Genomic DNA, 22,152 nt, shown 5'->3' on the forward strand with positions numbered 1-22,152 from the left:
GAGATACAGGAGTATGAACCCCGCACCAGGTAGTAGCTCGGAGCCCCCCGTGGACACAGAGAGTGACGACGGCGCTGGTGGCGACCACAAGATCTCGGTCCGCGGCCTGTGGAAGATCTTCGGTCGGCGCGCCGACACGATCCTCGGCACCCCCACCGCGGAACTCGACCGCGACACCATCCATGCCCAGACCGGCTGCACGGTGGCGGTGCGTGACGTTTCCTTCGATGTCCGTCCCGGTGAGATCTTCGTGGTCATGGGCCTGTCCGGCTCCGGAAAGTCCACACTGGTGCGCTGTCTCACACGGCTGATCGAACCCACGGGCGGACAGGTCATCCTGGACGGCGCCGACATCGGCACTGCAACCCAGCAGGAGCTGCGGGAACTGCGCCGGCACAAGCTGGCGATGGTGTTCCAACACTTCGGACTGCTCCCCAACCGACGGATCATCGACAATGTCGCCTATGGCCTGGAGGTTCAGGGCATAGGCCGGGCCGAGCGATATGCCAAGGCCCGGGAGATGATCGAGATGGTTGGCCTGTCCGGGAGCGAGAAGGCCAAGCCATCCCAGCTCAGCGGGGGTATGCAGCAGCGGGTTGGTCTGGCCCGTGCGCTGGCGGTGGATCCGGAGGTCGTGCTGTTCGACGAGCCGTTCAGTGCCCTGGACCCGCTGATTCGCCGGGACATGCAACAGGAGGTGTGCCGGCTCCAGCGGGAGCTGGGGATGACAGCGGTGTTCATCACCCACGACCTCTCCGAGGCACTCAAGCTCGGGGACCGGATCGCCATCATGCGGGACGGTGAGCTCGTCCAGGTCGGCACCCCGGAGGAGGTTGTCGCAACTCCCGCCGACGACTACGTGCGGGACTTCACCTCCGATGTGGCGCGCACAACGGTCCTGACCGTGCGGTGGCTGATGCGGCAACCGTTCGAGTCCGAGCGGCTGGATGGGCCGGTGGCGGCCCCGGACACCATCGTCTCCGACATCGTTCCGGTGCTGGCCTCGTCCACTGCCCCGGTCCGGGTGATGGACGACGGCAAGCTACTCGGCTACGTGGGCCGGGACGACGTACTTCGGGCCATCGCACAGGAGCAGGCCGACGACGTCGGCAAGGTCGGCGTCGACGAGGTCACGGACAGTGCACCCGCCACCGACCACAGCACCGCGGAGGCGTGACATGGCCACCGCAACCCCGATCGGAACCGCAGATACAGCCGAATCCGCAGCGGACCCGGCGTCGACAGCGCGCAGACTGCCGGACTGGACCCGGCGCCCGGGAGCCCAGATGGCGGGGGTACTGCTCCTGCTGGTGGCCGGCTACCTGGTGGCGCGCGTCGTCGACCTGCCCGCCTGGCTCGGCACCTTCCCGGATGCCCTGGGGGCCTGGATCATGGCCCGCCTGGACGCCGTCTACGAGTGGGTGGTTGCCAATCGCAACGCGAGCCCGCTGTTCCTGTACTTCCTGAACTACATCTCGGTTGGTCTCGGATCGGCCGTCTCCTGGATCAACCAGGGGCTTACCGCGCTCAGCTGGCCGGGTGTCGTCCTGCTGGGGTCCCTCGCCGCCTGGCGGGTCGCCGGATGGCGGGTCGCACTACTGGTGGTGGCCACATTCGGGGTCTTCGGACTCACCGGGTTGTGGAACGAGGCGATGACCACCCTGGCGTTGATCATCACCTCGGTGGCGCTGGCACTGCTGGTCGGCATCCCGATGGGTATCCTGGCCGGTCGCAGCGACCGGTTCCACGCACTGATCCGGCCGGTTCTGGACTTCATGCAGATCATGCCGGCGTTCGCCTACCTGCTGCCGTTCGTGTTGTTGTTCGGCATCGGCAACCCGGCCTCCGCGGTTGTGACCACCGTGTATGCGATTCCACCGGCGGTTCGGATCACCGCGATGGCCATCCGACAGGTGGATCCGGGGGCGGTGGAGGCCACCACCTCGCTGGGCTCCACCTCCTGGCAGCTGCTCACCAAGGTGCAGCTGCCCATGGCCAAGCGCACCATCCTGCTCGGTGTGAACCAGACGATCATGCTGGCGGTCTCCATGGTCGTGATCGCTTCGGTGATCGGAGCCGGTGGTCTCGGTGACGCGATTTACGACGCCCTGGCCAAGGTCAACGTCGGCGAGGCGTTCACCGCCGGTCTGGCCATCGTCATGCTGGCCATCGCCATGGACCGGGTGACGGGCGCGGCCGGGCACGGGGCACACACCCCCGACATTCCCCCGGCGCTGCGGATTCCCACGCTGCTCGGTGGCGGCCTGGTGGTTGCCCTGGGTGCGGTGATCGCCTGGATGCTGGACGTGGATGGCTGGCCGGACGCGTGGTCCTTCGACCTGGCCTCCCCGGTCAACGCCGTGAACGAGCAGATCCAGGCGACGATCGGCGATGCCAGTGCCGCGGCGGGCACCCTGCTGTTGGAATGGGTACTCAACCCCCTGAGCGCGCTGCTCACCCAGACACCGTGGGTGATCGTGGTCCTGTGTGCCACCGCCATCGGCGCGGTCGTCGGTGGTTGGCGCATTGCCGCGACCGCCGGCCTGTCCATCCTGGCCACGGGCCTGCTCGGGGTGTGGGACAACAGTATGGACACCCTCTCCCAGGTGTTGGTGGCCGCTGCCGTCACCATCGGGCTGGGTGTGGTGATCGGCGTGCTTGCCGCACGCAGCGACGTGTTCGCCGCCATCCTGCGTCCGATTCTGGATGCGATGCAGACGCTGCCGCCGTTCGTTTACCTCATCCCCGCGGTGGCGTTGTTCAGTGTGGGCCGGGTCCCCGCCCTCGCCGCGGCAGTGGTGTTCGCACTTCCGCCGGTGATTCGCCTGGTCAATGACGGGATCCGGGGCGTCTCCGGCAACGCGATGGAGGCGGCCCGGTCCCTCGGGTCGACCTCCTGGCAGCTGCTCACCAAGGTGCAGCTGCCACTGGCCCGGTCCTCGCTGCTGCTGGCCGTCAACCAGGGAATCATGATGGTCCTCGCGATGGTGGTCATGGGGGCGCTGGTCGGTGCCGGTTCCCTGGGCTACGACGTCGTGTTCGGTCTGGCCCAGAACGAGTTGGGGCTGGGGCTGACCTCGGGACTCGCCATCGTGTGCCTGGGACTGTTCCTGGACCGCGTTACTCAGGGGAGGAAGTCCAATGCGTGAGCCGTGGACCGCCCGGACCACCCGCTCGCTGCGGGCGGGCGCGGCCGTGGCCGTGTCCACCGCGGTGCTGTCCTCCTGTGCCGTGCAAACCACCGCACTGGTGCAGGACCCGGGAACCGTCCGCATCGCACTGAATGGATGGGTTGGCTACGAGGCCTCGGCCGAGGTGCTCGCCCACCTACTCGAGGAGGAGCTGGACTACGAGGTCCAGCTGATGCGGCTGGACGAACAGCCCTCCTGGCAGGCCCTGGACCAGGGCGTGCTGGACGTGATCGTGGAGAACTGGGGGCACGAGGACCTCCTCGAACTCTACGGGCCCGACGGCAACGGCACGGTCATCGACGGCGGGCCGAACGGTAACGAAGGCAAGATCGGCTGGTACATGCCCGAGTACCTCGTCGAGGAATATCCCGGAATCAACACCCTGGAGGGGCTGCACGAGCACGCGGAGGTGTTCCAGACCGCCGAGACCGGGGATGCGGGGGAGTTCCTGGCCGGCGATCCCGGGTTCGTCACCCAGGATCAGGGAATGATCAACGCCTTCGACCTGGACTACGAGATTGTCTACGCCGGCTCCGAGGCGGCTCAGATCACTGAGGTCCGCAACAGGTACGCCAATGAGGAACCGGTGCTGTTCTACTTCTACGAGCCGCAGTGGTTGTTCAACGAGCTGGACCTGGTGCGGGTGGAGCTGCCCGAGTACGAGGAGGGCTGCGCCGACGATCCCGAGTACGTGCCCTGCGACTACCCGGTCTACGATCTGAACAAGATCTTCCGGGTCGGCTTCGCGGTGGACGGTGGTCCCGCCTACCAGCTCGTGGACAACTGGACGTGGACCAACGCGGACCAGAACGAGGTGGCCGGCATGATCGCGGACGAGGGCATGGACCCGGCCGAGGCCGCCGAGGAATGGGCCAACGACAACCCGGACGTTTGGCAGGAGTGGATCCCCGACGGAACCGCCGAGGACCACAACTAACGTCCGGGGAGGACGACAGCCAGACGGCAGCTGACTGGGTCGGTGTCTGCTACCTCCGCTCACCGCGGATGCGGGCACCGACCCAGTAGACGTTGAGTGCGGCCACGAAGGTGCCGGCACTCAGCACCACGGTCAGCGGTACGGACGCGGCCCAGACCCAGGCCAGCACGGCGCCGGTACCGAGAACGGCGACTCCGAAGAGCGCCAGACCCAGCCGCATCCACAGTGCGCTCGCGGGGCGGTCATGGCTGCCGAACGCCCCGCGTACGCCGTCACGACCCACGGCCGTCGTCCTCCCGTGTCGAGATGTTCCTACTGCCGGCGATACCCGCCGGGGCGCCGGCACTAACCGGTCCGACGCCACGCGCCTCAGCCGTCGAACAGGGCAGGCAGGGTGGCTGTGTGCGCGGCTGCCAGTTCGGACAGTGGGACGGTGAACTCGCCGCCGGTGTGCGTGACGCTCAGGCTGGCGCCACCCACCGTCCCCAGAGCTGTGGACACAACACCGTGTTCCCGGCACAGCTCCCGCAGGCGTTCCTCCTGCGGGCTGTCCGCCGCCACCGAGACCAGCACGCGGGCCGCCGACTCGCTGAAGAGGTCCTCGAAGGCGTCCCCAGGAAGGTGCACCGTGCAGCCCACGTTGCCCCGCAGGCAGGATTCGGCCAGGGCGACCCCCAACCCGCCGTCGGAGAGGTCGTGGGCCGACAGGAGGAGTTCTTCCCCGGCCGCCCCGGACAGGATCCGGGCCAGCGCCTCCTCAGCGTCCAGGTCCACCTGTGGGGGATGCCCCCCCAGGTGTCCATGGACCACCTGGGCCCAAGCCGACCCGTCCAACTCCGGACGGGTCGTACCGAGGAGATAGATCCGCGCCTGGTCCGGGCTCGTCGGGAACGCGCTCGCCAGCCGGGTGTGCACATCGTCGATGACACCCAGCACACCCACCACCGGTGTGGGGTGGATCGCGCTGTCGCCGGTCTGGTTGTAGAAGCTGACATTGCCCCCCGTCACCGGGGTGCCGAGTCGTTGGCAGGCGTCCGCCAGGCCACGCGCGGTCTCCGCGAACTGCCACATCACCCCCGAATCCTCGGGTGAGCCGAAGTTGAGACAGTCGGTCACGGCCAGCGGACGTGCTCCAGTGCTCGCCACGTTGCGGTAGGCCTCGGCCAGGGCGAGTTGGGCGCCGGCGTAGGGGTCCAGGCGCGAGAAGCGTCCGTTGCCATCGACCGCGAGGGCGATCCCTCGGGCGCTGTCCTCGGACACGCGGAGCACCCCGCCGTCGTGGGGAGTCGCGAGCACGGTGTTCCCGCGCACGTGGCTGTCGTACTGCTGTGTGACCCAACGTGGGTCGCACACCCCGGGGGAGCCCAGCACCCGCAGCAGCTGCTCGCGCAGCTCACCGGGGCCCGGGCGCTCCAGGTGCGTGGCCGAGTCCCGCTGGAGGCCGTCCTGCGTGGCGGGGCGGGCATAGGGACGCTGGTACACGGGCCCCTCGTCCGCCGCGGTACGTGGCGGAAGATCGACGATGGTCTGCCCCTGCCAGGTCATCACCAGGCGGCCACCACGCTCGTGCTCCTCGGAGGACACGTCGGTGACCTCGCCGATCACGGTGGCCTCCACCCCCCACTTGTCGCAGATCGCCGCGAAGCGGTCCAGCTTCTGCGGCGTCACGACCGCCATCATGCGTTCCTGCGACTCGCTCATCAGGATCTCTTCGGGGGTGAGTCGATGATCACGCAGCGGGACTTTGTCCAGCGAGATCCGCATGCCACCGGTGCCCCCCGCGGCGAGCTCCGTGGTCGCACAGGAAACCCCCGCGGCCCCAAGGTCCTGAATTCCCTCCACCAGGTCGTTCGCGAACAGCTCCAGGCTGCACTCGACCAGGAGCTTCTCCAAGAACGGGTCCCCGACCTGGACACTGGGCCGCTTCGCCTGACTCTCGTCCTCGAAGGTCGCGCTCGCGAGTACCGAGGCCCCGCCGATGCCGTCCGGCCCGGTGGGTGCCCCGAACAACACCACCAGATTTCCGGGGCCCGCGGCCTGGGCGAGCTTGATGTCCTCGTGGCGCAACACCCCCACGCACAGGGCGTTCACCAGGGGGTTTCCCGCGTACCCGGGGTCGAAGCCCAGTTCGCCGCCGATATTGGGGAGTCCCAGGCAGTTGCCGTAGAAGGAAATTCCGGAGACGACGCCGGGCAGGACCCGGGCGGTGTCCACAGCGTCCGCGGGACCGAAGCGCAACGCGTCCAGCACGGCGACGGGGCGGGCTCCCATCGTCAGAATGTCCCGCACGATCCCACCAACACCGGTCGCGGCGCCCTGGTGGGGTTCCACATAGGACGGGTGATTGTGGGACTCGATCTTGAAGGTCACCGCGTGTCCATCGCCGACGTCCACGACACCGGCGTTCTCGCCCATCCCGACCAGCAGCGCATCCGTGTGCGGCGCCTTGTCGCCGAACTGGCGAAGGTGGGCCCGTGAGCTCTTGTAGGAGCAGTGTTCGCTCCACATCACCGAATAGATGGCGAGTTCCGCCGCCGTGGGGCGACGGCCCAGGATGTCCCGGACCCGCGCGTACTCGTCGTCGGCCATCCCGAGTTCCGCATAGGGCTGCGGAGTGTCCGGACTCCCCTCGGCGGTGGCGACGGTGTCGATCAGGGGCACCTCAGGCATGTGCGGTTGTTTCCGTTCGCTCGTGCTGGTGGCTAGTGCTGGGCATTCAGGATCACGAGGTGGGCCACGTCGTCCTCACCCGCGGGTTGTGGTGAGCCCTGGACGACGACCTTGCTGTTCGTGAGTGCGGCATCCTCCCAGTCCACACCCTCGGGATCCTCTTCGCCGGGAGGAAGAAGGAGCGCGAAGTCCCCGTCCAGCAGCGTGGTGTAGACCGTATCGATGGCCTCGTCCCCGTCCAGGTCCGCACTCTCGACCCCGGCCACGCGTCCGCACTCGGTGGCGTCGCATTCCTCACCGAGGTCGGAGTACTTGATTTGGTCCGGTGGTGAACCAAGGACGTTGAGCTCCGGCGCGTCGGCGAGGTCCTCTGGGGGACCAGGGTCCTGCGCACCCCCGGGCAGGTCCTGCGGCGGAGGTTGTTGGGGGGCGTCCCGCGCCGTTGGGGGACCAGGGTCCTGCGCACCCCCGGGCAGGTCCTGCGGCGGAGGTTGTTGGGGGGCGTCCCGCGCCGTGATCAGCCCGACCGCTCCGGTGACAACGAGTCCGAGAATGCAGATTCCCACCAGGATTTTCATCATGGTGCGGGTGCGCAGCAGCGACATCATGGTGTTCCCAGCGGCAAGGCGGGTTCGGGCTGTCGGTCCAGGTGGTCCAGCACGGAGGTGAACACGCCCAGGCCGTCGGTGGAGGGGCCGGTCAGTGCCTCGACGGCGTGCTCCGGATGCGGCATGAGCCCCACCACGTTGCCGTGCTCGTTGGTCACGCCGGCGATGTTGCGCCGGGAACCGTTCGGAGCGTCACCCACGTAGTAGGCCACCACCCGCCCGTCGCGTTCCAGGGCGTCCAGCGTGGCGTCGTCGGCAACGAAGTTGCCCTCCCCGCTCTTCAGGACGATGGTCAGCTCCTGGTCCGCAGAGTAGGCACGTGTCCAGGCCGTTTCGGCGGTTGCGATCCTGATCCGCTGTTCGGTGTTCACGAAACGCAGCGACGCGTTTCGGGTGAGGGCCCCGGGCAGTAGCTGGCTCTCGCACAGGATCTGGAAACCGTTGCAGATTCCCAACACCGGCAGGTTCCCGGACTGAGCGGCAGGAATGACCTCCCGCATCACCGGGGAGAAGCGGGCGATCGCGCCGCAGCGCAGATAGTCGCCGTAGGAGAACCCTCCGGGGAGAACCACGGCGTCCACCCCGGCGAGGTCGGGGTTGCCGTGCCACAGGGCGACAGGTTCGGCACCGGCGAGGCGCACGGCGCGCGCCGCGTCCACATCATCGAGGGAACCTGGGAAGGTGACGACGCCCACACGGGCAACCATGGGTAGTCTCCGAAGTCACGCAGGGTACGGGTATGCCTGGCCTCCCTGGCGGGAGCCGGGCGCCTTCGAGACTACCCGCTGACCATAGGGAAGATGGATCCGGAGCCCGGGGCGCCCAGCGGGCAGGTGCCACTGGAGTCAGGGGCGGACGCGGGCCGTTCCCGGGAGCTGTGCTGGCGTGGTGGTCGCGGTTGGGACGGGAACCGCTTGTGGAGGTAGACCCGAGTCCCACCATTCCCGGCGGTACGAAAGCCCACCTGGTCCACGAGGCCGTGCATCAGCAGGATTCCCCGGCCCGATTCAGCCTCGATCGGGGGAGGGGTAGGGCGGCCGATATCGAAGGCGCGGCCGGAGTTGCTGATCTCGATGTCGCAGAACTCCCATTGGATTCGAGCGCAGACCAGGTATCCGGAGGCGCCGTCCCCATGTTCCACCACATTGCCGCACGCCTCCGAAACCGCGGCCAGAATGTCGTTGCGACTTTCGGTGTCCACCCCACTCGCATCCAGGGCAGCCCCGAGGAAATCCCGCACCACGGCGACCGTGCAGGCCTTCCGTGGAAGTTCGATCGAGAAACGCTCGTCCATCGGTCGCCCCTGAGCGTCGATTGCTACACCGGCGATTCTTCCCGGTCGGAAATTAATGAAACCGGGTCTGTGGAGCGATGGTCGGTCCACCCTAGTGGACGTGCACCTCGAAGTCCTCGATTACCGGGTTGGCGAGCAGGGTTTGAGCTATCTGTCGGATGTCCGTCATCGTCTGTTCGTCCGGTTCTCCGTCCACCTCAACCTCGAAGCGTTTGCCCTGGCGAACCTGGGAGATGCCGGTGAACCCGAGGCGTTCACAGGCCCCGGCGATGGCCTGGCCCTGAGGGTCCAGGATCTCCGGCTTCAGCATGACGTTGACGATGACGCGGGCCACGTGTCCTCCAGAGGTGTGTTGTCGGTCACCGTGCCTCCCGTGCTCGTCTGGGAGACGGTGCTGGGGACACGGTCGGGGGCCGAACATGCGCGGTTCGCAGGGTACGGCACTGTGGGGGCCGTTCGGCCGTCCTCGCCGGCCGTGGTCGCCGTGCCCGCCCGTCCGCGCGGCATGGCGCGCCCTGGCCAGTGACCGGAATCACCCCGTGCCTGGTCATCATTAGCGGGCTCTGTGCGCGTCTGACTGGATGGTAAGGATCTTCGGTCGTCCCACAGGGGGAGAACTTGACGACCATCGAGCTCGAGCGCACCAACGACGGCGCAACGGGCACCAGCGACCACCCCGACTTCGCGTCCGCCGTGACGCCCTACCTCGACCAGCTGTATCCGGCGGCCCTGCGGATGACCCGGAATTCCGCGGATGCCGAGGACCTGGTTCAGGAGGCCGTAACGAAGGCGTTCGCCAATTTCCATCAATTTCGCCCGGGTACCAATCTCCGGGCATGGCTGTACCGTATTCTGACCAATACCTTTATCAACGGATACCGGAAACGGCAGCGCCAACCAGCCCAGGAGCCCACAGAGGAGATCAAGGACTGGCAGATTGCCGCTGCCAACATGCACTCCGCGACCGGAGGGCGCTCGGCGGAGGCGGAGGTTCTGGACCGTCTCCCGGACAGCGACATCCGCCGGGCCCTGGCTCGGCTCCCCGAAGAGTTTCGCCTCGTGGTCTACTACATCGATGTGGAGGGCTACTCCTACAAGGAGGTGGCCGAGCACATGGGGACGCCACTGGGCACTGTCATGTCTCGGCTGCACCGGGCGCGCCGCCAGCTACGGGAGAGCCTCGCCGCGCACTCGGACCGGTTCCAGCGCGCCGCCTGAGCCGCCCCGTTCACCCGGAGTTGTGCCCCGGCCTCGGTTCGCGACGGGCAACAGTAGGACGGTCGGCTAGTTCACTTCCTATGCTTCTCGGAGATCGCAAAGCTCGGTGTGAGCTCTTGCGCGCCCCATAGTGCGTTCTGTCACGATGGCGGTAGGGCCACCCGCGTCGACCCAGCACCCCGGGTCAGCGGGTGGATAGCCGGCCGAGGAGCGGCCACCCCGCGCCATCGGCCCCGAGACCCGAGGAGCGCTTCAGGTGTCTTCCAACCAGTCGCGTGACGCGCGCACGACAACGCGTCGACGAGCCAGCGGAACCCGCAGTCGCACGTCCACCCGCCAGTCGGGCACCGGTGCGGCTCCCGAGGAGCAGCCCGAGCTCGTGCAACTGCTCTCCGAGAACGGGGAGTTTCACGAGCATCCCGAGTATCCACTCGACCTGGATTCCGAGCAGCTGCGCGCGCTCTACCGAGATCTGGTGCTGGTGCGGCGCATCGACAGTGAGGCGGTGCTGCTCCAGCGCACCGGAGAGCTGGGCCTGTGGGCTTCGCTGCTGGGGCAGGAAGCGGCGCAGGTCGGATCCGCCCGGGCACTGCATTCCCAGGACATGGTTTTTCCGTCCTACCGTGAGCACGGTGTGGCCTGGTGCCGCGGAGTGGAGCCCCGCCAGCTGTTGGAGATGTGGCGGGGAGTAAGTAACGGCGGCTGGGATCCCGCCAAGTACGGTCTGCACCTGTACACCATCGTGATCGGCAGCCAGGCGCTACACGCCACCGGCTACGCCATGGGTGTGCAGCGAGACGGCGCCATCGGCCCGGACGGCTCGGCCGTCATCGCCTACTTCGGCGACGGCGCCACGAGCCAGGGCGACACGAACGAGGCCTTCGTCTACGCGGCCGTCAACAACGCGCCCGTCGTGTTCTTCTGCCAGAACAACCAGTGGGCCATCTCCGAGCCGATGGAGCGCCAGAGCCGGGTTCCCCTGTACCAGCGGGCCGCGGGATTCGGGTTCCCCGGTGTGCGGATCGACGGCAATGACGTCCTCGCCTCCCTGGCGGTGACCCGCCGGGCCTTGCAGGAGGCCCGGGAGGGGAACGGTCCACGCCTGATCGAGGCCTTCACCTACCGGCTTGGCGCCCACACCACCAATGATGATCCCAAGCGCTACCGTCCGTCCGAGGAGGAGGAGAAGTGGCGCCAACGCGATCCCATCGCGCGGCTGCGCACCTATCTCACCCAGGCCGGGATTGCTGATGAGGCGTTCCTGACCGGGGTGGACACCGAGGCGGAGGAGCTCGGGGAACGCCTGCGTGCCGACTGCCGTGGACTGCCCGATCCGGAACCCACACAGATCTTCGCCGAGGCCTACGCCGAACCGCACCGTCATCTGGAACGGCAACGGGCCGAGTTCGTCGACTATCTGGCCTCGTTCGAGGGTGCGGAAGGAGAGCGGTAGGACCATGGCAAGCACACTGACACTTGGCAAGGCGCTCAACGCCGGCCTGCACCGCGCCATGTCGGCCGACCCCAAGGTTCTGGTCATGGGGGAGGATGTCGGGCAGCTCGGCGGAGTGTTCCGCATCACCGACGGCCTGCACGCGGAGTTCGGAGCACAGCGCGTCATCGACACCCCGCTCGCGGAGTCCGGGATCATTGGTACCGCGATCGGGCTCGCCCTGCGTGGCTATCGCCCCGTCTGTGAGATCCAGTTCGACGGCTTCTTCTTCCCGTCGGCGAACCAGACGTTCACCCAACTCGCGAAAATGCGGCAGCGGTCCGGGGGCACGGTGAAACTGCCCGTCGTCATCCGGATTCCGTACGGAGGCGGGATCGGAGCGGTGGAGCACCACAGTGAGTCTCCGGAGACGTACTTCGCGCACACTGCGGGATTGCGCGTCGTCAGCTGCGCGAACCCGGAGGACGCCTACTGGATGATCCAGCAGGCCATCGCCTGCGACGACCCCGTGGTGTTCTTCGAGCCCAAACGCCGGTACTACGAGAAGGCGACCGTGGATACCGAGTCCGGACACGGATCGGACCTGTCCACGGTGACCCCCATGGGGGACGCTCAGGTGGTGCGCTCGGGAACGGATGTCACCGTGGCGGCCTACGGGCCCATGGTCAAGACCGCACTCCAGGCCGCCGAGGCCGACGAGGAGCATTCCCTGGAAGTGGTGGATCTCCGCTCGTTGTCCCCGATCGACTACGACACGCTGTTCGCGTCGGTTCGCCGTACCGGACGCCTGGTGGTGGTGCACGAAGCTCCCCTCACCCTGGGCATGGGGGCCGAGATCGCCGCGCAGGTCACCCAGCACTGCTTCTACCACCTGGAGGCGCCGGTACAGCGGGTCACAGGATTCGATACTCCCTATCCGCCCTCCCGGCTGGAGGAGCACTATCTGCCGGACCTGGACCGGGTGCTGGACGGGGTCGACCGCGCGGTGGCGTTCTGAAGGGGTGGAGTGTGAGCGAGCAGAGTCAGCTGGAACAGTTCCATCTTCCCGACGTGGGGGAGGGGCTTACCGAGGCGGAGATCCTCACCTGGCACGTCCAGCCGGGGGACGAGGTCACGGTGAACCAGATCATCGTGGAGGTGGAGACGGCCAAGGCCGCGGTCGAACTGCCCACCCCGTTCGCCGGGACGGTACACGAGCTCCTTGCCGCCGAGGGAGCCACGGTTGACGTTGGATCTCCCATCATCACGGTGAATACCGGTGGGGGTGCCGCGACGGGCGGTGGCGGTGTACCGGAGCAGGACGCCACCGAGGAGCAGCCGGAGAAGCCCCTGGTCGGCACCGGAGCGAAGGAGGGCGCAACCCGCAGACGGGCCCGCAGGCGCCCGGCCGCGACCAACGGGGACGCCCCACCGGCGCCCGCGAGGGACCGGTCCGGGGCCGAGGGTGTACCCGCCGCCGTTGATGGAGCCGCTGCCGCGACCGGCGGCGCTGGGACAGGTGCGCGAGGGGCCGACGACACCCCGGCCTCCGGCCGGGTGGTGACACTGGCGAAACCGCCGGTGCGCAAGCTTGCCAAGGATCTGGGGGTGGATCTGGCCGCCGTGACCCCCACCGGGGACGGTGGGGTGGTGACGCGTGCGGACGTACACCGTCACCACGAAGCCACGAGCACGAGCACGAGCGCGAGCGCGAGCACAGCCACGACCGGCGCCGAGGCCCAACAGGCACCGCAGGCGGTGGCCACGGATGGTGGTAGGGAGGGTAGGGAGGAACGTATCCCGGTTCGTGGGGTGCGTAAGCACACGGCGGCTGCCATGGTGCGCAGCGCCTTCACCGCCCCGCACGTGACCGAGTTCCTCCAGGTGGATGTCACCGAGACCGTGGCTGCGGTGGAGCGGCTTCGCCAGCGGCCGGAGTTCTCCGAACGCAAGGTATCCCCGCTGCTGTTGATCGCCAAGGCGCTGCTGGCCACGGTGCGACGCCATCCCGGCCTGAACGCCTCCTGGGACGACGAGGCCCAGGAGATCGTGATCCGGCACTATGTGAACCTGGGCATTGCCGCTGCGACCGAGCGTGGGCTGGTCGTGCCGAACATCAAGGAGGCACAGGACAAGTCCCTGCCCGAGCTGGCCGACGAGATGCAGCGCCTGACCGAGACGGCGCGTCGAGGCGCGACCTCCCTCGCGGAGTTGAGTGGGGGCACCATCACCATCACCAATGTGGGGGTGTTCGGTGTCGATGCGGGAACACCCATTCTGAATCCCGGTGAGGCCGCGATTCTGGCCTTCGGGCAGATCCGGGACATGCCGTGGGTGCACCAGGGGGAGCTGGCGGTGCGCAAGGTGACCACGCTGTCCCTGTCTTTCGACCACCGCATGGTGGATGGCGAGCTCGGCTCCAAGGCGCTGAGGGACATCGGGGCGATGCTGGAGGATCCGCTCACGGCTCTGGCCTGGAGCTGATCCCGGCCCTGCCGCTGTGTGGGGTGCCGGAAGTCGTCGGGTGGGCCGAAGGAGACATCGGTCCACCCGGTCCCGCCGGTCACCGCGATCGCGGTGACCGGCGGGACGGCTTCGAGGACGGAGTGGAACCAGCCCGCGCTCCGGAGACGTCAGAGTTCGTGGCCAACGGCGTGACGTCAGTGAACGGAGACCAGCAATGTCCCCTCGAGTCCCGCTGCGGACAGTGACCGTGCCACTGTCCCTGTTCGCGAGTGGCGCGCTCCTGATGAGTGGGTGCGGGCTTGCCAACCAGCTGACCGGAGACGACTCGGAGCCGGGTCCGGATCCGGAACCGGAGGAGAGCACCGAGGAGGAGACGGACGAGGAGTCCGACCTGGCCCAGCCCGGGCACGACCCCCTGGTTCGCGAGGGGCGCCTGTTTCTGGACACGGGGCAGGACGGTCGGATCCGGCTGGCGATCAACGCCCTCCAGCGCACCGACGACGTCACCGTGCTGGACTACGAGCTCACCTTCGTGGACCAGTTGACGGGGACCAACGAAAACCTGTCCAGTATTCCCCGCATTGTGGATCCCGTATCGGGGCAGGTCTACGAACCGCTCCTTGACGAGGATGACGCGGCCTACGGCACCTACCCGGGGGATCGGGACCTGTATCCCATCTTCGAGGAAGCGCCCAACGTGTGGCGGCTGTACTATCCCCGGATTCCCGACCATGTCGAACATGCGACGTTCGTCGGATACGGCATGGGGCACATGTCCGGGATTCCGGTGGCGGATGTGGATGAGCCCGCGCAGCTACCCACGCCCAACTTCGATGACTATGACGACATGGATCCGCCGGCCCCGGGGACCGACATCACCTATCCGGACCATGCGCCGCCCGCCGACGTTGCGGGTGAGCCCATCAGTATGGAGAGCTTCGTCGACTCCGGAGTCGCCTCGACCACCCGGGACGGCGACTCCGAGACCATCTCCCTGCATTCGGACGTGACCTTCGACCACGACGAGGCCACCCTCAGCGGCGACGCCGAGGAGATCGTGCAGGAGGCGGCCAAGACCATCGAGGGGAACATCGACCCGGACGCCACCGACATCACGGTCATCGGGCACACGGACAGTACCGGTTCTGACGACTACAACCAGGACCTCTCCGAGGAACGGGCCGAAACCGTGCGGGAGCTGCTGGAGGAGGAGCTCGGCGACGACTTCACCTTCGAGGTGGAGGGACGTGGCAGTGGCGATCCGATCGCCGACGAGAGCGGATCCGACGAGGAGGAGGCCCAGGCACGGAACCGGCGCGTGGAGTTCTCCTACGAGGTCGACTCCAGTGCGCAGGGCGCCGCTGACGGTGACGACGAGACCCTGGACGCCGGAGACCGCAATATCGCCGATCCTGCGCGGTTCCAGGAGGAGGACGGTGAGGTCGTGGCCACCGCAACGGAGGACGACGTCCAACTGGACGTACATCCACTCGTTCGGGACGGCGCCTACCTGTGGGGAACGGTCTCGCTGACCAACACCTCCAACGAAGCGCTACGTCCGGACATGACCGATGAGGACGCCCTGCCGGAAGGTGGGCCGGAGCAGTTCAGCGAGGGGACTCTGGGCGGGTTCCAGCTCCTGGAACCGGACACCGATCTCGTGCGCTATGTCGCACAGGTGAAGTACGACGAGGATGAGTACGACGCCTTCGCGGAAGAGGTGCACGAGCTACAGCCGGGCGAGGACTACCGGACGGTGGCGTTGTTCCCGGCGCCGCCGAAGGACGTGGACGAGTTGACGCTGCGGGCCGGACCGTTCGGCGAACTGGACGGAATCCCGATCGAGTAGACCGGAGCGCGGGTCCGGGTGACGGGGTGGTTCTGCCCGGGTGGATTCACCCCGTCCGCTCAGTCCGCTCAGTCCGCTCAGTCAGCTCGCTTCCAGCGGCCACAGGGGCACACGAGACCGCTGTGCCCCCGATGGGGTGGGGTCTCTCCCTCGCCCCGCCGGAGTGCGGGGGAAGCGCTACAGGAGGCGCCTCAGGCCGCTGTGGAGACCGGGCGTGGAAGGCCGCCGGAGAGCAGAGGGATTCGGCGAAGTTTGGCGGCACAGCCGGCGGGGTCGTTGGCCGGATGGGAGACGGTTCCGCCGGCGGCGTCGTTCCAGATGAACTTCCCCTCACGACACCAGACGTTGACGCCCCGTCCGATGGAGATGACCGCTACGTCAGCGGAGCCGGAGTGGTACATCGGGCGGAGGGTGCCCGTGGTGAGTTCCTGCCACAGCTCCGACACCGCCTGGTCCGCTCGAAATCGAGCGTGCCTGGGTGCTCGCTTGACCCGCATCGCCTCGGTCACTTTGGCGAGGCGCGCCCGCGGGTTGTTCAAGCGGGGATGGCTCAAGGAGTCTCCTCGATCAGCGTGGAACCCGGTCGCGCTGAACCGGTCCTAACCGTCACGGTACCGGTCGTTACCGCGCAGTTATCCTTGCGAGTTCGGATAGTAGCAGGGTTTGTCGGTTGCTGGGGCGGTTCCGTCAATGTAACCCACGTCACACCACATATCGTGTGCCCCAGTGGCGCACGGTTTTCTCTCCCTGCACACGAGTCCAGTCCGTTCGGAGATGTCCTGGACCGTCCGAAATACTATGGCGTCCGACTATCGGTTGGTGCGGATCCGGGGGAGACTGGATCCGGCGCCGGGAGCTGCGAAAGCCATAACGCCCTGCGGCGTCGGCGTTCGGCGCCCTGCTGGCGCCTCAATGCGGTATGCCACAGTGCGCGATATCACGGGCGTGCACTGCTACGCGGCGCCCCTCCTCTTTGCCTCCCCCATCGGCCTTTCACGTCCCCCATCGGCTTTTCGTGGCGCTCATGGTGTGGGGGCCGGCCCCGAGACGCCCGAACCGCCGCGATCCCACCCCCACAGCCTCCGACCGTGCCACCCGAGGTTGTCGGCGCAGCGGCCCGCCCGACAGGCGTTCCCTGAAGCCCGGCCTAGGAGCGCTGATTGTTCTGCGGGGGGCGTTCCCCGTCCACCGTCTGGCCCCGGCGGGTCAGGGGATACACCAGGGTCAACACGACGATGGCGCCACCGGCGATCATCAGGATCGCGCCGATGACGTCGAGGTCGATGCCCTCAACGTCGGCGGTGATACCGAAGTGCAGGATAGCGCCGATGACCGCCAGGAATACGCCGAGCCCGATGCCCATCGGTGCCCCTCCGCTCCGTGTCGCTACGCGCGGTGCCCGCTGTCGTCCCGGCTGGCGTCCCCGAGTCCACCGTGTGGACCGTGTGCCGACGCCAGCCTGTCACGTACTCGATTACCCGTTTCTGGGGACGACATTACTCCACACTGACTGTGTGGTCCCAGCGATGTTTCGCCACGGGGCCGCACGGCGGCGGAGGTATGGATCGCCATGGTGCCGGCACCGCCACCGGCACCATGGCGGTGGCGATACGGGACGACGAGCGAACGGTGGGGGTGGCGACAGCCTACGCGCCACCCCCACCGTTGAGCTGTGCCCCTGACCGGGCCGAAACTCAGAAGGCCGAGGTCGGCAGGTCCATCAGCTCGGTGGTGACACTCTCGGCGATCTTGCGGTCGGCCGTGACGTGCGGCAGGACGGTCGCGGCGAAGTGCCGGGCGGCGGCGACCTTACCGGCGTAGAAGTCCTGGTCCTCCTGGCTGGCGCCGTCGATGCTGGACAGGGCCACCTCGGCCTGACGCAGCAACAGCCAGCCCAGAACCACGTCGCCCAGGCTCATCAGCAGCCGGGTGGTGTTGAACCCGACCTTGTAGATCTCGGTGCTCTCCTCGGCGGAGCGCATTGCGTCGCCGACCATGTGCTCGACCATCTTCTGCACGTCGGCGGCGGCCTCGGCCAGTGCGGACCGCTCCATCTTGAGCTGCCCGTTTCCGGCCTCGCTGGCGGCGAACTCCTGGATCTGGCCCATGAGCGTGCCCAGGGCGGCACCGTTGTTCTTCACGATCTTGCGGAAGAAGAGGTCCTGTCCCTGGATCGCCGTGGTCCCCTCGTAGAGGGTGTCGATCTTGGCGTCCCGGATGTACTGCTCGATCGGGTACTCCTGCAAGTAGCCGGAGCCACCGAGGGTCTGGAGGGACTCGGCGAGCAGTGCGTAGGAGCGCTCGGACCCCACCCCCTTGACCAGCGGGAGTAGCAGGTCGTTGAGGGCGTCCACCTCGCTGGTGTCCGCACCCTCGTGCTCGGCCAGCTGCACCGCGTCCTGCTGGGTCGCGGTGTAGAGCATCAGGGCCCGCAGCCCTTCGGCGTAGGCCTTCTGGGTCATGAGGCTCCGCCGGACGTCCGGGTGCTGGGTGATCGGCACCCGCGGGGCAGTCTTGTCCGAGGCCTGGGTCAGGTCCGCGCCCTGCTTACGCTCCTTGGCGTACTCCAGAGCGTTGAGGTAGCCGGTGGACAGGGTGGCGATCGCCTTCGTGCCGACCATCATCCGGGCGTACTCGATGATCAGGAACATCTGCCGGATGCCGTCGTGCTTATCGCCAACCAGGTAGCCGATGGCCGGGTGCTTATCCCCGAACGTGAGCTCACAGGTGGTGGAGGCCTTCAGGCCCATCTTGTCCTCCACCCCGGTGACGTAGGCGCCATTGCGCTCACCCAGGGAACCATCCTCGTTGACCAGGTACTTGGGTACCAGGAACAGGGAGAGCCCCTTGGTGCCCGGGCCGTGCCCCTCGGGGCGGGCCAGCACCAGGTGGAAGATGTTCTCGGTCATGTCCTGCTCGGCCGAGGTGATGAAGCGCTTGACACCCTCCAGGTGCCAGGTGCCGTCGGGCTGTTCCACGGCCTTGGTGCGGCCGGCGCCGACGTCGGAGCCCGCGTCCGGCTCGGTCAGCACCATGGTGGCGCCCCAGCCGCGCTCGATCGCAAGCTTGGCGAATTCCTTCTGCTTCTCGTTGCCCTCCTGGTAGAGGACGTTCGCGAAGCCAGGGCCGGCGGAGTACATGTGGATCGAGGGGTTCGATCCGAGGATGAGCTCGGCGGCGGCCCAGACCAGGGAGCGGGGGGCGCCGAGTCCACCCAGCTCCGGCGGCAGGTCCAGGTTGTACCAGCCGGCGTCCATGTAGGTCTGGTAGGAGCGCTTGATGCTCTCCGGCATCGTCACGCTGTTCGTGGCTGGGTCGAATTTGGGGGGGTTACGGTCGCCGTCCTCGAAGGACTCGGCGAGTGCTCCGGTGGCGAGGCGGTTGACCTCGTCCAGGATGGTGCGTGCGGTGTCCTCGTCCAGCTCCTCGAACGGGCCGGATCCCAGCACGTCCTGGCGCCTGAACACCTCGAACAGGTTGAATTCGAGGTCCCGGAGGTTGCTCTTGTAGTGCGTCATCGGCGCGCTCCGCAGATTCGTGGTCGCGTGGCCGCGTGGTCACACACGTCCCGTCTTGTACTGGTTGGTAACAAGCTTATGTTACTAGCCAGTAGCACCGCTATAGCCTGAGCGGACATGTGGTGGGAGGAACATCACATTGACGGCAGTGGGGTGTATCTGGATAGAGCTGCGCGGATGCGTGGGCCTCCGGTTCCTGCCGCCCGGCATGACCAGCACAGGCGTGCGCATTCCCGCCGCGGCGTACGTGCGGCGCGGCCCGGTTCCTCCGGTGCGATGCCGCGTACCGGCACAAGCGCGGGGCTTGGGACACGTCCCAAGCCCCGCGCCGGCTTCGTGCTGTTCGCGGCGACGCCGCCTACACCGCTGCGGGCTCGGCGCGCTTGGCCTGCACCGTCAACCGGTCGCTGGCGCTGTCCAGGTCCACCAGCACGGTGTCTCCGTCGCGCAGCTCACCGGAGAGCAGCTCCTTGGACAGTGGATCCCCGATCGCGCTCTGGACCAGACGCCGCAGTGGACGCGCCCCATAGACCGGGTCGTAGCCCGTCAACGCGAGCCACTCCCGAGCGGCCGGAGTGACCTCCAGGTCCAGGCGCCGCTCGGCCAGCCGGTTCGCCAGCCGTTGCACCTGGAGGTCCACGATCCTGGTCAGCTCGGTGGTGGACAGTGCGTCGAACATAATCACGTCATCCAGCCGGTTCAGGAACTCCGGCTTGAACGAGGCCCGCACGACCTCCATCACACGGTCCTTGCGGGCAGCATCGTCCATGCTCTGATCCACCAGGAACTGCGAACCCAGGTTGGAGGTGAGGATCAGCACCGTGTTGCGGAAGTCGACCTGTCGGCCCTGGCCGTCGGTCAACCGTCCGTCGTCCAACACCTGAAGCAGGGTGTCGAAGACCTCCGGATGCGCCTTCTCCACCTCGTCCAGCAGCACCACCGTGTACGGCCGACGCCGCACCGCCTCGGAGAGCTGCCCGCCCTCTTCGTAGCCCACGTACCCGGGTGGCGCACCCACCAGGCGGGACACCGAGTGCTTCTCCGAGTATTCGCTCATGTCGATCCGGACGATCGCCCGCTCGTCGTCGAACAGGAACTCCGCCAGGGTCTTGGCCAGCTCGGTCTTACCGACCCCGGTCGGTCCCAGGAACAGGAAAGACCCGGTGGGGCGGTCGGGGTCGGACACTCCGGCGCGGGCGCGACGTACCGCATCCGACACGGCCGTCACCGCACGGCTCTGCCCGATCAGCCGCGAACCGAGTTCCTCCTCCATGCGCAGCAGCTTGGAGGTCTCACCCTCCAACAGTCGGCCGACGGGGATGCCTGTCCACGACGAGACGACGTCCGCGACGTCGTCGGCCTCGACCTCTTCCTTGACCATCGTGGTCGGGGAGCTCTCCGCCTCCTTCTCCGCGGTGAGCGCCTCCTCCAGTTGCTGCTCCAGCTGGGGAATCTCCCCGTACATCAGTCGGGACGCCTCGGTGAAGTCGCCGTCTCGCTGGGCACGTTCGGCGCGGCTGCGGGCCTCGTCCAGCCGTTCCTTGAGGTCACCGACTCGGTTCAGGCTGGCCTTCTCCTCCTCCCACCGGGCGTTGAGCGCGTTGAGTTGCTCCTGCCGGTCGGCGAGGTCGGCCCGGAGGCGCTCCAGCCGCTGCTGGCTGGCCTCGTCGGACTCCTTGGCCAGCGCCATCTCCTCCATTTTGAGACGATCCACGGTGCGTTGCAGCTCGTCGATCTCCACGGGCCGGGAATCGATCTCCATCCGCAGCCGTGAGGCGGCCTCGTCGATCAGGTCGATCGCCTTGTCCGGCAGGAACCGCGCCGTGATGTAGCGGTCGGACAGGGTGGCGGCGGCAACCAGTGCCGAGTCGGCGATCTGTACCTTGTGATGGGCTTCGTAGCGTCCCTTGAGACCGCGCAGGATCGCGATGGTGTCCGTCGCGGAGGGCTCGCCCACCTGGACCTGTTGGAAACGGCGCTCCAGCGCGGCGTCCTTCTCGATGCGTTCGCGGTACTCGTCGAGGGTGGTGGCGCCCACCATGCGTAGCTCGCCTCGGGCCAGCATCGGCTTGAGCATGTTCCCGGCGTCCATCGAGCCTTCGGCGGATCCGGCACCCACCATGGTGTGCAGCTCGTCGATGAACGTGATGATCTGCCCGTCGCTCTCCTTGATCTCGTTGAGGACGGCCTTGAGGCGCTCCTCGAACTCGCCGCGGTACTTCGCGCCGGCCACCATCGCGGACAGGTCCAGGGCGATCAGGCGCTTATCCCGCAGCGACTCGGGTACGTCGCCGGCCACGATGCGTTGGGCGAGCCCCTCCACCACCGCGGTCTTTCCGACGCCCGGTTCTCCGATCAGTACCGGGTTGTTCTTGGTGCGGCGGCTGAGCACCTGGACGACCCGGCGGATTTCGGTGTCTCGACCGATCACGGGGTCCACCTGGCCCGAGCGTGCCCGCTCGGTGAGGTCCAGGCCGTACTTCTCCAGAGCCTGGTACGTCTCCTCGGGGTTTTCCGAGGTCACGCGGCCACTACCGCGCACCTGCTGGAAGGCTTCCAGCAGGGCCTCGGGGGTGGCGCCGGCGTCGGTCAGGATCCGGCCGACCTCGCCGCCGTCCGCGGCGATCCCGACCACCAAATGCTCGGTCGAGACGTACTCGTCTTCCAGCTGCTGGGCCCGCTGCCCGGCAGTGTTCAGCACCCGGATGAGCTGCCGGGAGCTTTGCGGGGCGCCGACCGTGCTTCCCTGGGCCTTCGGTAGGCCCGCGACCGCCTGCTCCACCTTGTGCTGTATCTCGTCCGGGGGCGCACCGACCGCCTTCAACAGTGGACGGGTGATGCCCTCCCCCTGGTCGAGAAGTGCGGCCATCAGATGCGCCGGCTCGACCTGCGGACTGCCGTCCGAGGTTGCACGCCGCACCGCACCGGACAGCGCCTCCTGGCTCTTCTGCGTGAACTTGTAGTCCATG

At 67.5% G+C, this 22,152-nt stretch carries 18 protein-coding genes; 8 read left to right on the forward strand and 10 right to left on the reverse strand.

Going from position 1 to position 22,152, the window contains the following annotated elements; all coding sequences use genetic code 11:
• The first annotated feature begins 13 nt into the window (after positions 1-13).
• Genes RIF23_RS07135 through RIF23_RS07145 form a run of 3 tightly spaced genes read left to right on the forward strand, consistent with a single transcriptional unit; the run spans position 14 to position 4,128 of the window.
• Positions 14-1,177, forward strand: a complete 1,164-nt coding sequence (locus RIF23_RS07135) for a quaternary amine ABC transporter ATP-binding protein (RefSeq protein ID WP_310911612.1) — start codon at positions 14-16, stop codon at positions 1,175-1,177.
• Between the two features lies 1 nt (position 1,178).
• Positions 1,179-3,149, forward strand: a complete 1,971-nt coding sequence (locus RIF23_RS07140; protein ID WP_310911613.1) for an ABC transporter permease — start codon at positions 1,179-1,181, stop codon at positions 3,147-3,149.
• Entirely contained in the window at positions 3,142-4,128 is a 987-nt protein-coding gene (locus tag RIF23_RS07145) for an ABC transporter substrate-binding protein (RefSeq protein ID WP_310911614.1), read from the forward strand. The genes RIF23_RS07140 and RIF23_RS07145 overlap by 8 nt, the downstream gene beginning before the upstream one ends.
• Before the next feature lie 49 nt (positions 4,129-4,177).
• Here the strand turns inward: RIF23_RS07145 and RIF23_RS07150 are convergent, their stop codons facing one another.
• From RIF23_RS07150 to purS, 6 genes are all read right to left on the reverse strand, one after another.
• Positions 4,178-4,411, reverse strand: coding sequence for a hypothetical protein (locus RIF23_RS07150; RefSeq protein WP_310911615.1), 234 nt, complete (start codon positions 4,409-4,411; stop codon positions 4,178-4,180).
• An 86-nt stretch (positions 4,412-4,497) separates the two neighbouring features.
• A complete protein-coding gene (gene purL, locus RIF23_RS07155) occupies positions 4,498-6,798 on the reverse strand; it encodes a phosphoribosylformylglycinamidine synthase subunit PurL (protein ID WP_310911616.1) in 2,301 nt (766 codons plus the stop codon).
• A gap of 32 nt (positions 6,799-6,830) precedes the next feature.
• Positions 6,831-7,406: a hypothetical protein gene (locus tag RIF23_RS07160; protein ID WP_310911617.1), complete on the reverse strand. Its 576-nt coding sequence runs from the start codon at positions 7,404-7,406 to the stop codon at positions 6,831-6,833.
• On the reverse strand, positions 7,403-8,113 hold the full coding sequence (gene purQ, locus RIF23_RS07165; RefSeq protein ID WP_310911618.1) for a phosphoribosylformylglycinamidine synthase subunit PurQ: 711 nt from the start codon (positions 8,111-8,113) through the stop codon (positions 7,403-7,405). Before purQ ends, RIF23_RS07160 begins: the two co-directional genes overlap by 4 nt.
• A gap of 71 nt (positions 8,114-8,184) precedes the next feature.
• Positions 8,185-8,700, reverse strand: a complete 516-nt coding sequence (locus RIF23_RS07170; RefSeq protein ID WP_310911619.1) for an ATP-binding protein — start codon at positions 8,698-8,700, stop codon at positions 8,185-8,187.
• Positions 8,701-8,791: 91 nt separating this feature from the next.
• Positions 8,792-9,034, reverse strand: coding sequence for a phosphoribosylformylglycinamidine synthase subunit PurS (gene purS, locus RIF23_RS07175; protein WP_310911620.1), 243 nt, complete (start codon positions 9,032-9,034; stop codon positions 8,792-8,794).
• Between the two features lie 284 nt (positions 9,035-9,318).
• Between purS and RIF23_RS07180 the strand changes: the two genes are divergently transcribed.
• The 5 genes from RIF23_RS07180 to RIF23_RS07200 all read left to right on the forward strand — a co-directional run bounded on the left by RIF23_RS07180 (position 9,319) and on the right by RIF23_RS07200 (position 15,665).
• Entirely contained in the window at positions 9,319-9,918 is a 600-nt protein-coding gene (locus tag RIF23_RS07180) for a sigma-70 family RNA polymerase sigma factor (protein WP_310911621.1), read from the forward strand.
• 379 nt (positions 9,919-10,297) lie between these two features.
• The gene (gene pdhA / locus RIF23_RS07185) at positions 10,298-11,371 is read left to right on the forward strand and encodes a pyruvate dehydrogenase (acetyl-transferring) E1 component subunit alpha (RefSeq protein ID WP_310912081.1); all 1,074 of its coding nucleotides are present in this window, start codon (positions 10,298-10,300) and stop codon (positions 11,369-11,371) included.
• Positions 11,372-11,375: 4 nt separating this feature from the next.
• Positions 11,376-12,368 (forward strand): alpha-ketoacid dehydrogenase subunit beta, encoded by a 993-nt coding sequence (locus RIF23_RS07190; protein ID WP_310911622.1) that lies wholly within the window; start codon positions 11,376-11,378, stop codon positions 12,366-12,368.
• Between the two features lie 11 nt (positions 12,369-12,379).
• Positions 12,380-13,834, forward strand: coding sequence for a dihydrolipoamide acetyltransferase family protein (locus tag RIF23_RS07195; protein WP_310911623.1), 1,455 nt, complete (start codon positions 12,380-12,382; stop codon positions 13,832-13,834).
• Between the two features lie 196 nt (positions 13,835-14,030).
• Positions 14,031-15,665 (forward strand): OmpA family protein, encoded by a 1,635-nt coding sequence (locus RIF23_RS07200; RefSeq protein WP_310911624.1) that lies wholly within the window; start codon positions 14,031-14,033, stop codon positions 15,663-15,665.
• Positions 15,666-15,856: 191 nt separating this feature from the next.
• Here RIF23_RS07200 and RIF23_RS07205 read toward each other — a convergent pair whose 3' ends face one another.
• The 4 genes from RIF23_RS07205 to clpB all read right to left on the reverse strand — a co-directional run bounded on the left by RIF23_RS07205 (position 15,857) and on the right by clpB (position 22,151).
• Positions 15,857-16,219 carry a hypothetical protein gene (locus RIF23_RS07205; protein WP_310911625.1) on the reverse strand — a complete coding sequence of 121 codons (363 nt, stop codon included), beginning with the start codon at positions 16,217-16,219 and terminating at the stop codon, positions 15,857-15,859.
• A 593-nt stretch (positions 16,220-16,812) separates the two neighbouring features.
• Entirely contained in the window at positions 16,813-17,028 is a 216-nt protein-coding gene (locus RIF23_RS07210; RefSeq protein ID WP_310911626.1) for a DUF6458 family protein, read from the reverse strand.
• 331 nt (positions 17,029-17,359) lie between these two features.
• On the reverse strand, positions 17,360-19,183 hold the full coding sequence (locus RIF23_RS07215; protein ID WP_310911627.1) for an acyl-CoA dehydrogenase: 1,824 nt from the start codon (positions 19,181-19,183) through the stop codon (positions 17,360-17,362).
• A 358-nt stretch (positions 19,184-19,541) separates the two neighbouring features.
• Complete coding sequence (gene clpB / locus RIF23_RS07220; protein ID WP_310911628.1) at positions 19,542-22,151, reverse strand: ATP-dependent chaperone ClpB; 2,610 nt, start codon at positions 22,149-22,151, stop codon at positions 19,542-19,544.
• Position 22,152 lies beyond the last annotated feature (1 nt).

It is taken from the genome of Lipingzhangella rawalii (genome assembly GCF_031628175.1).
GTDB classification, from domain to species: domain Bacteria; phylum Actinomycetota; class Actinomycetes; order Streptosporangiales; family Streptosporangiaceae; genus Lipingzhangella_A; species Lipingzhangella_A rawalii.

What these genes read in the sequence shown, in the direction of transcription:
- RIF23_RS07145 (WP_310911614.1), top strand. Translation starts at nt 3,142, where the DNA reads ATGCGTGAGCCGTGGACCGCCCGGACCACCCGCTCGCTGCGGGCGGGC.
- RIF23_RS07160 (WP_310911617.1), bottom strand. Translation starts at nt 7,406, where the DNA reads ATGATGTCGCTGCTGCGCACCCGCACCATGATGAAAATCCTGGTGGGA.
- RIF23_RS07190 (WP_310911622.1), top strand. Translation starts at nt 11,376, where the DNA reads ATGGCAAGCACACTGACACTTGGCAAGGCGCTCAACGCCGGCCTGCAC.
- RIF23_RS07215 (WP_310911627.1), bottom strand. Translation starts at nt 19,183, where the DNA reads ATGACGCACTACAAGAGCAACCTCCGGGACCTCGAATTCAACCTGTTC.
- purQ (WP_310911618.1), bottom strand. Translation starts at nt 8,113, where the DNA reads ATGGTTGCCCGTGTGGGCGTCGTCACCTTCCCAGGTTCCCTCGATGAT.
- RIF23_RS07200 (WP_310911624.1), top strand. Translation starts at nt 14,031, where the DNA reads ATGTCCCCTCGAGTCCCGCTGCGGACAGTGACCGTGCCACTGTCCCTG.
- RIF23_RS07170 (WP_310911619.1), bottom strand. Translation starts at nt 8,700, where the DNA reads ATGGACGAGCGTTTCTCGATCGAACTTCCACGGAAGGCCTGCACGGTC.
- purL (WP_310911616.1), bottom strand. Translation starts at nt 6,798, where the DNA reads ATGCCTGAGGTGCCCCTGATCGACACCGTCGCCACCGCCGAGGGGAGT.
- RIF23_RS07135 (WP_310911612.1), top strand. Translation starts at nt 14, where the DNA reads ATGAACCCCGCACCAGGTAGTAGCTCGGAGCCCCCCGTGGACACAGAG.
- RIF23_RS07210 (WP_310911626.1), bottom strand. Translation starts at nt 17,028, where the DNA reads ATGGGCATCGGGCTCGGCGTATTCCTGGCGGTCATCGGCGCTATCCTG.
- RIF23_RS07140 (WP_310911613.1), top strand. Translation starts at nt 1,179, where the DNA reads ATGGCCACCGCAACCCCGATCGGAACCGCAGATACAGCCGAATCCGCA.
- clpB (WP_310911628.1), bottom strand. Translation starts at nt 22,151, where the DNA reads ATGGACTACAAGTTCACGCAGAAGAGCCAGGAGGCGCTGTCCGGTGCG.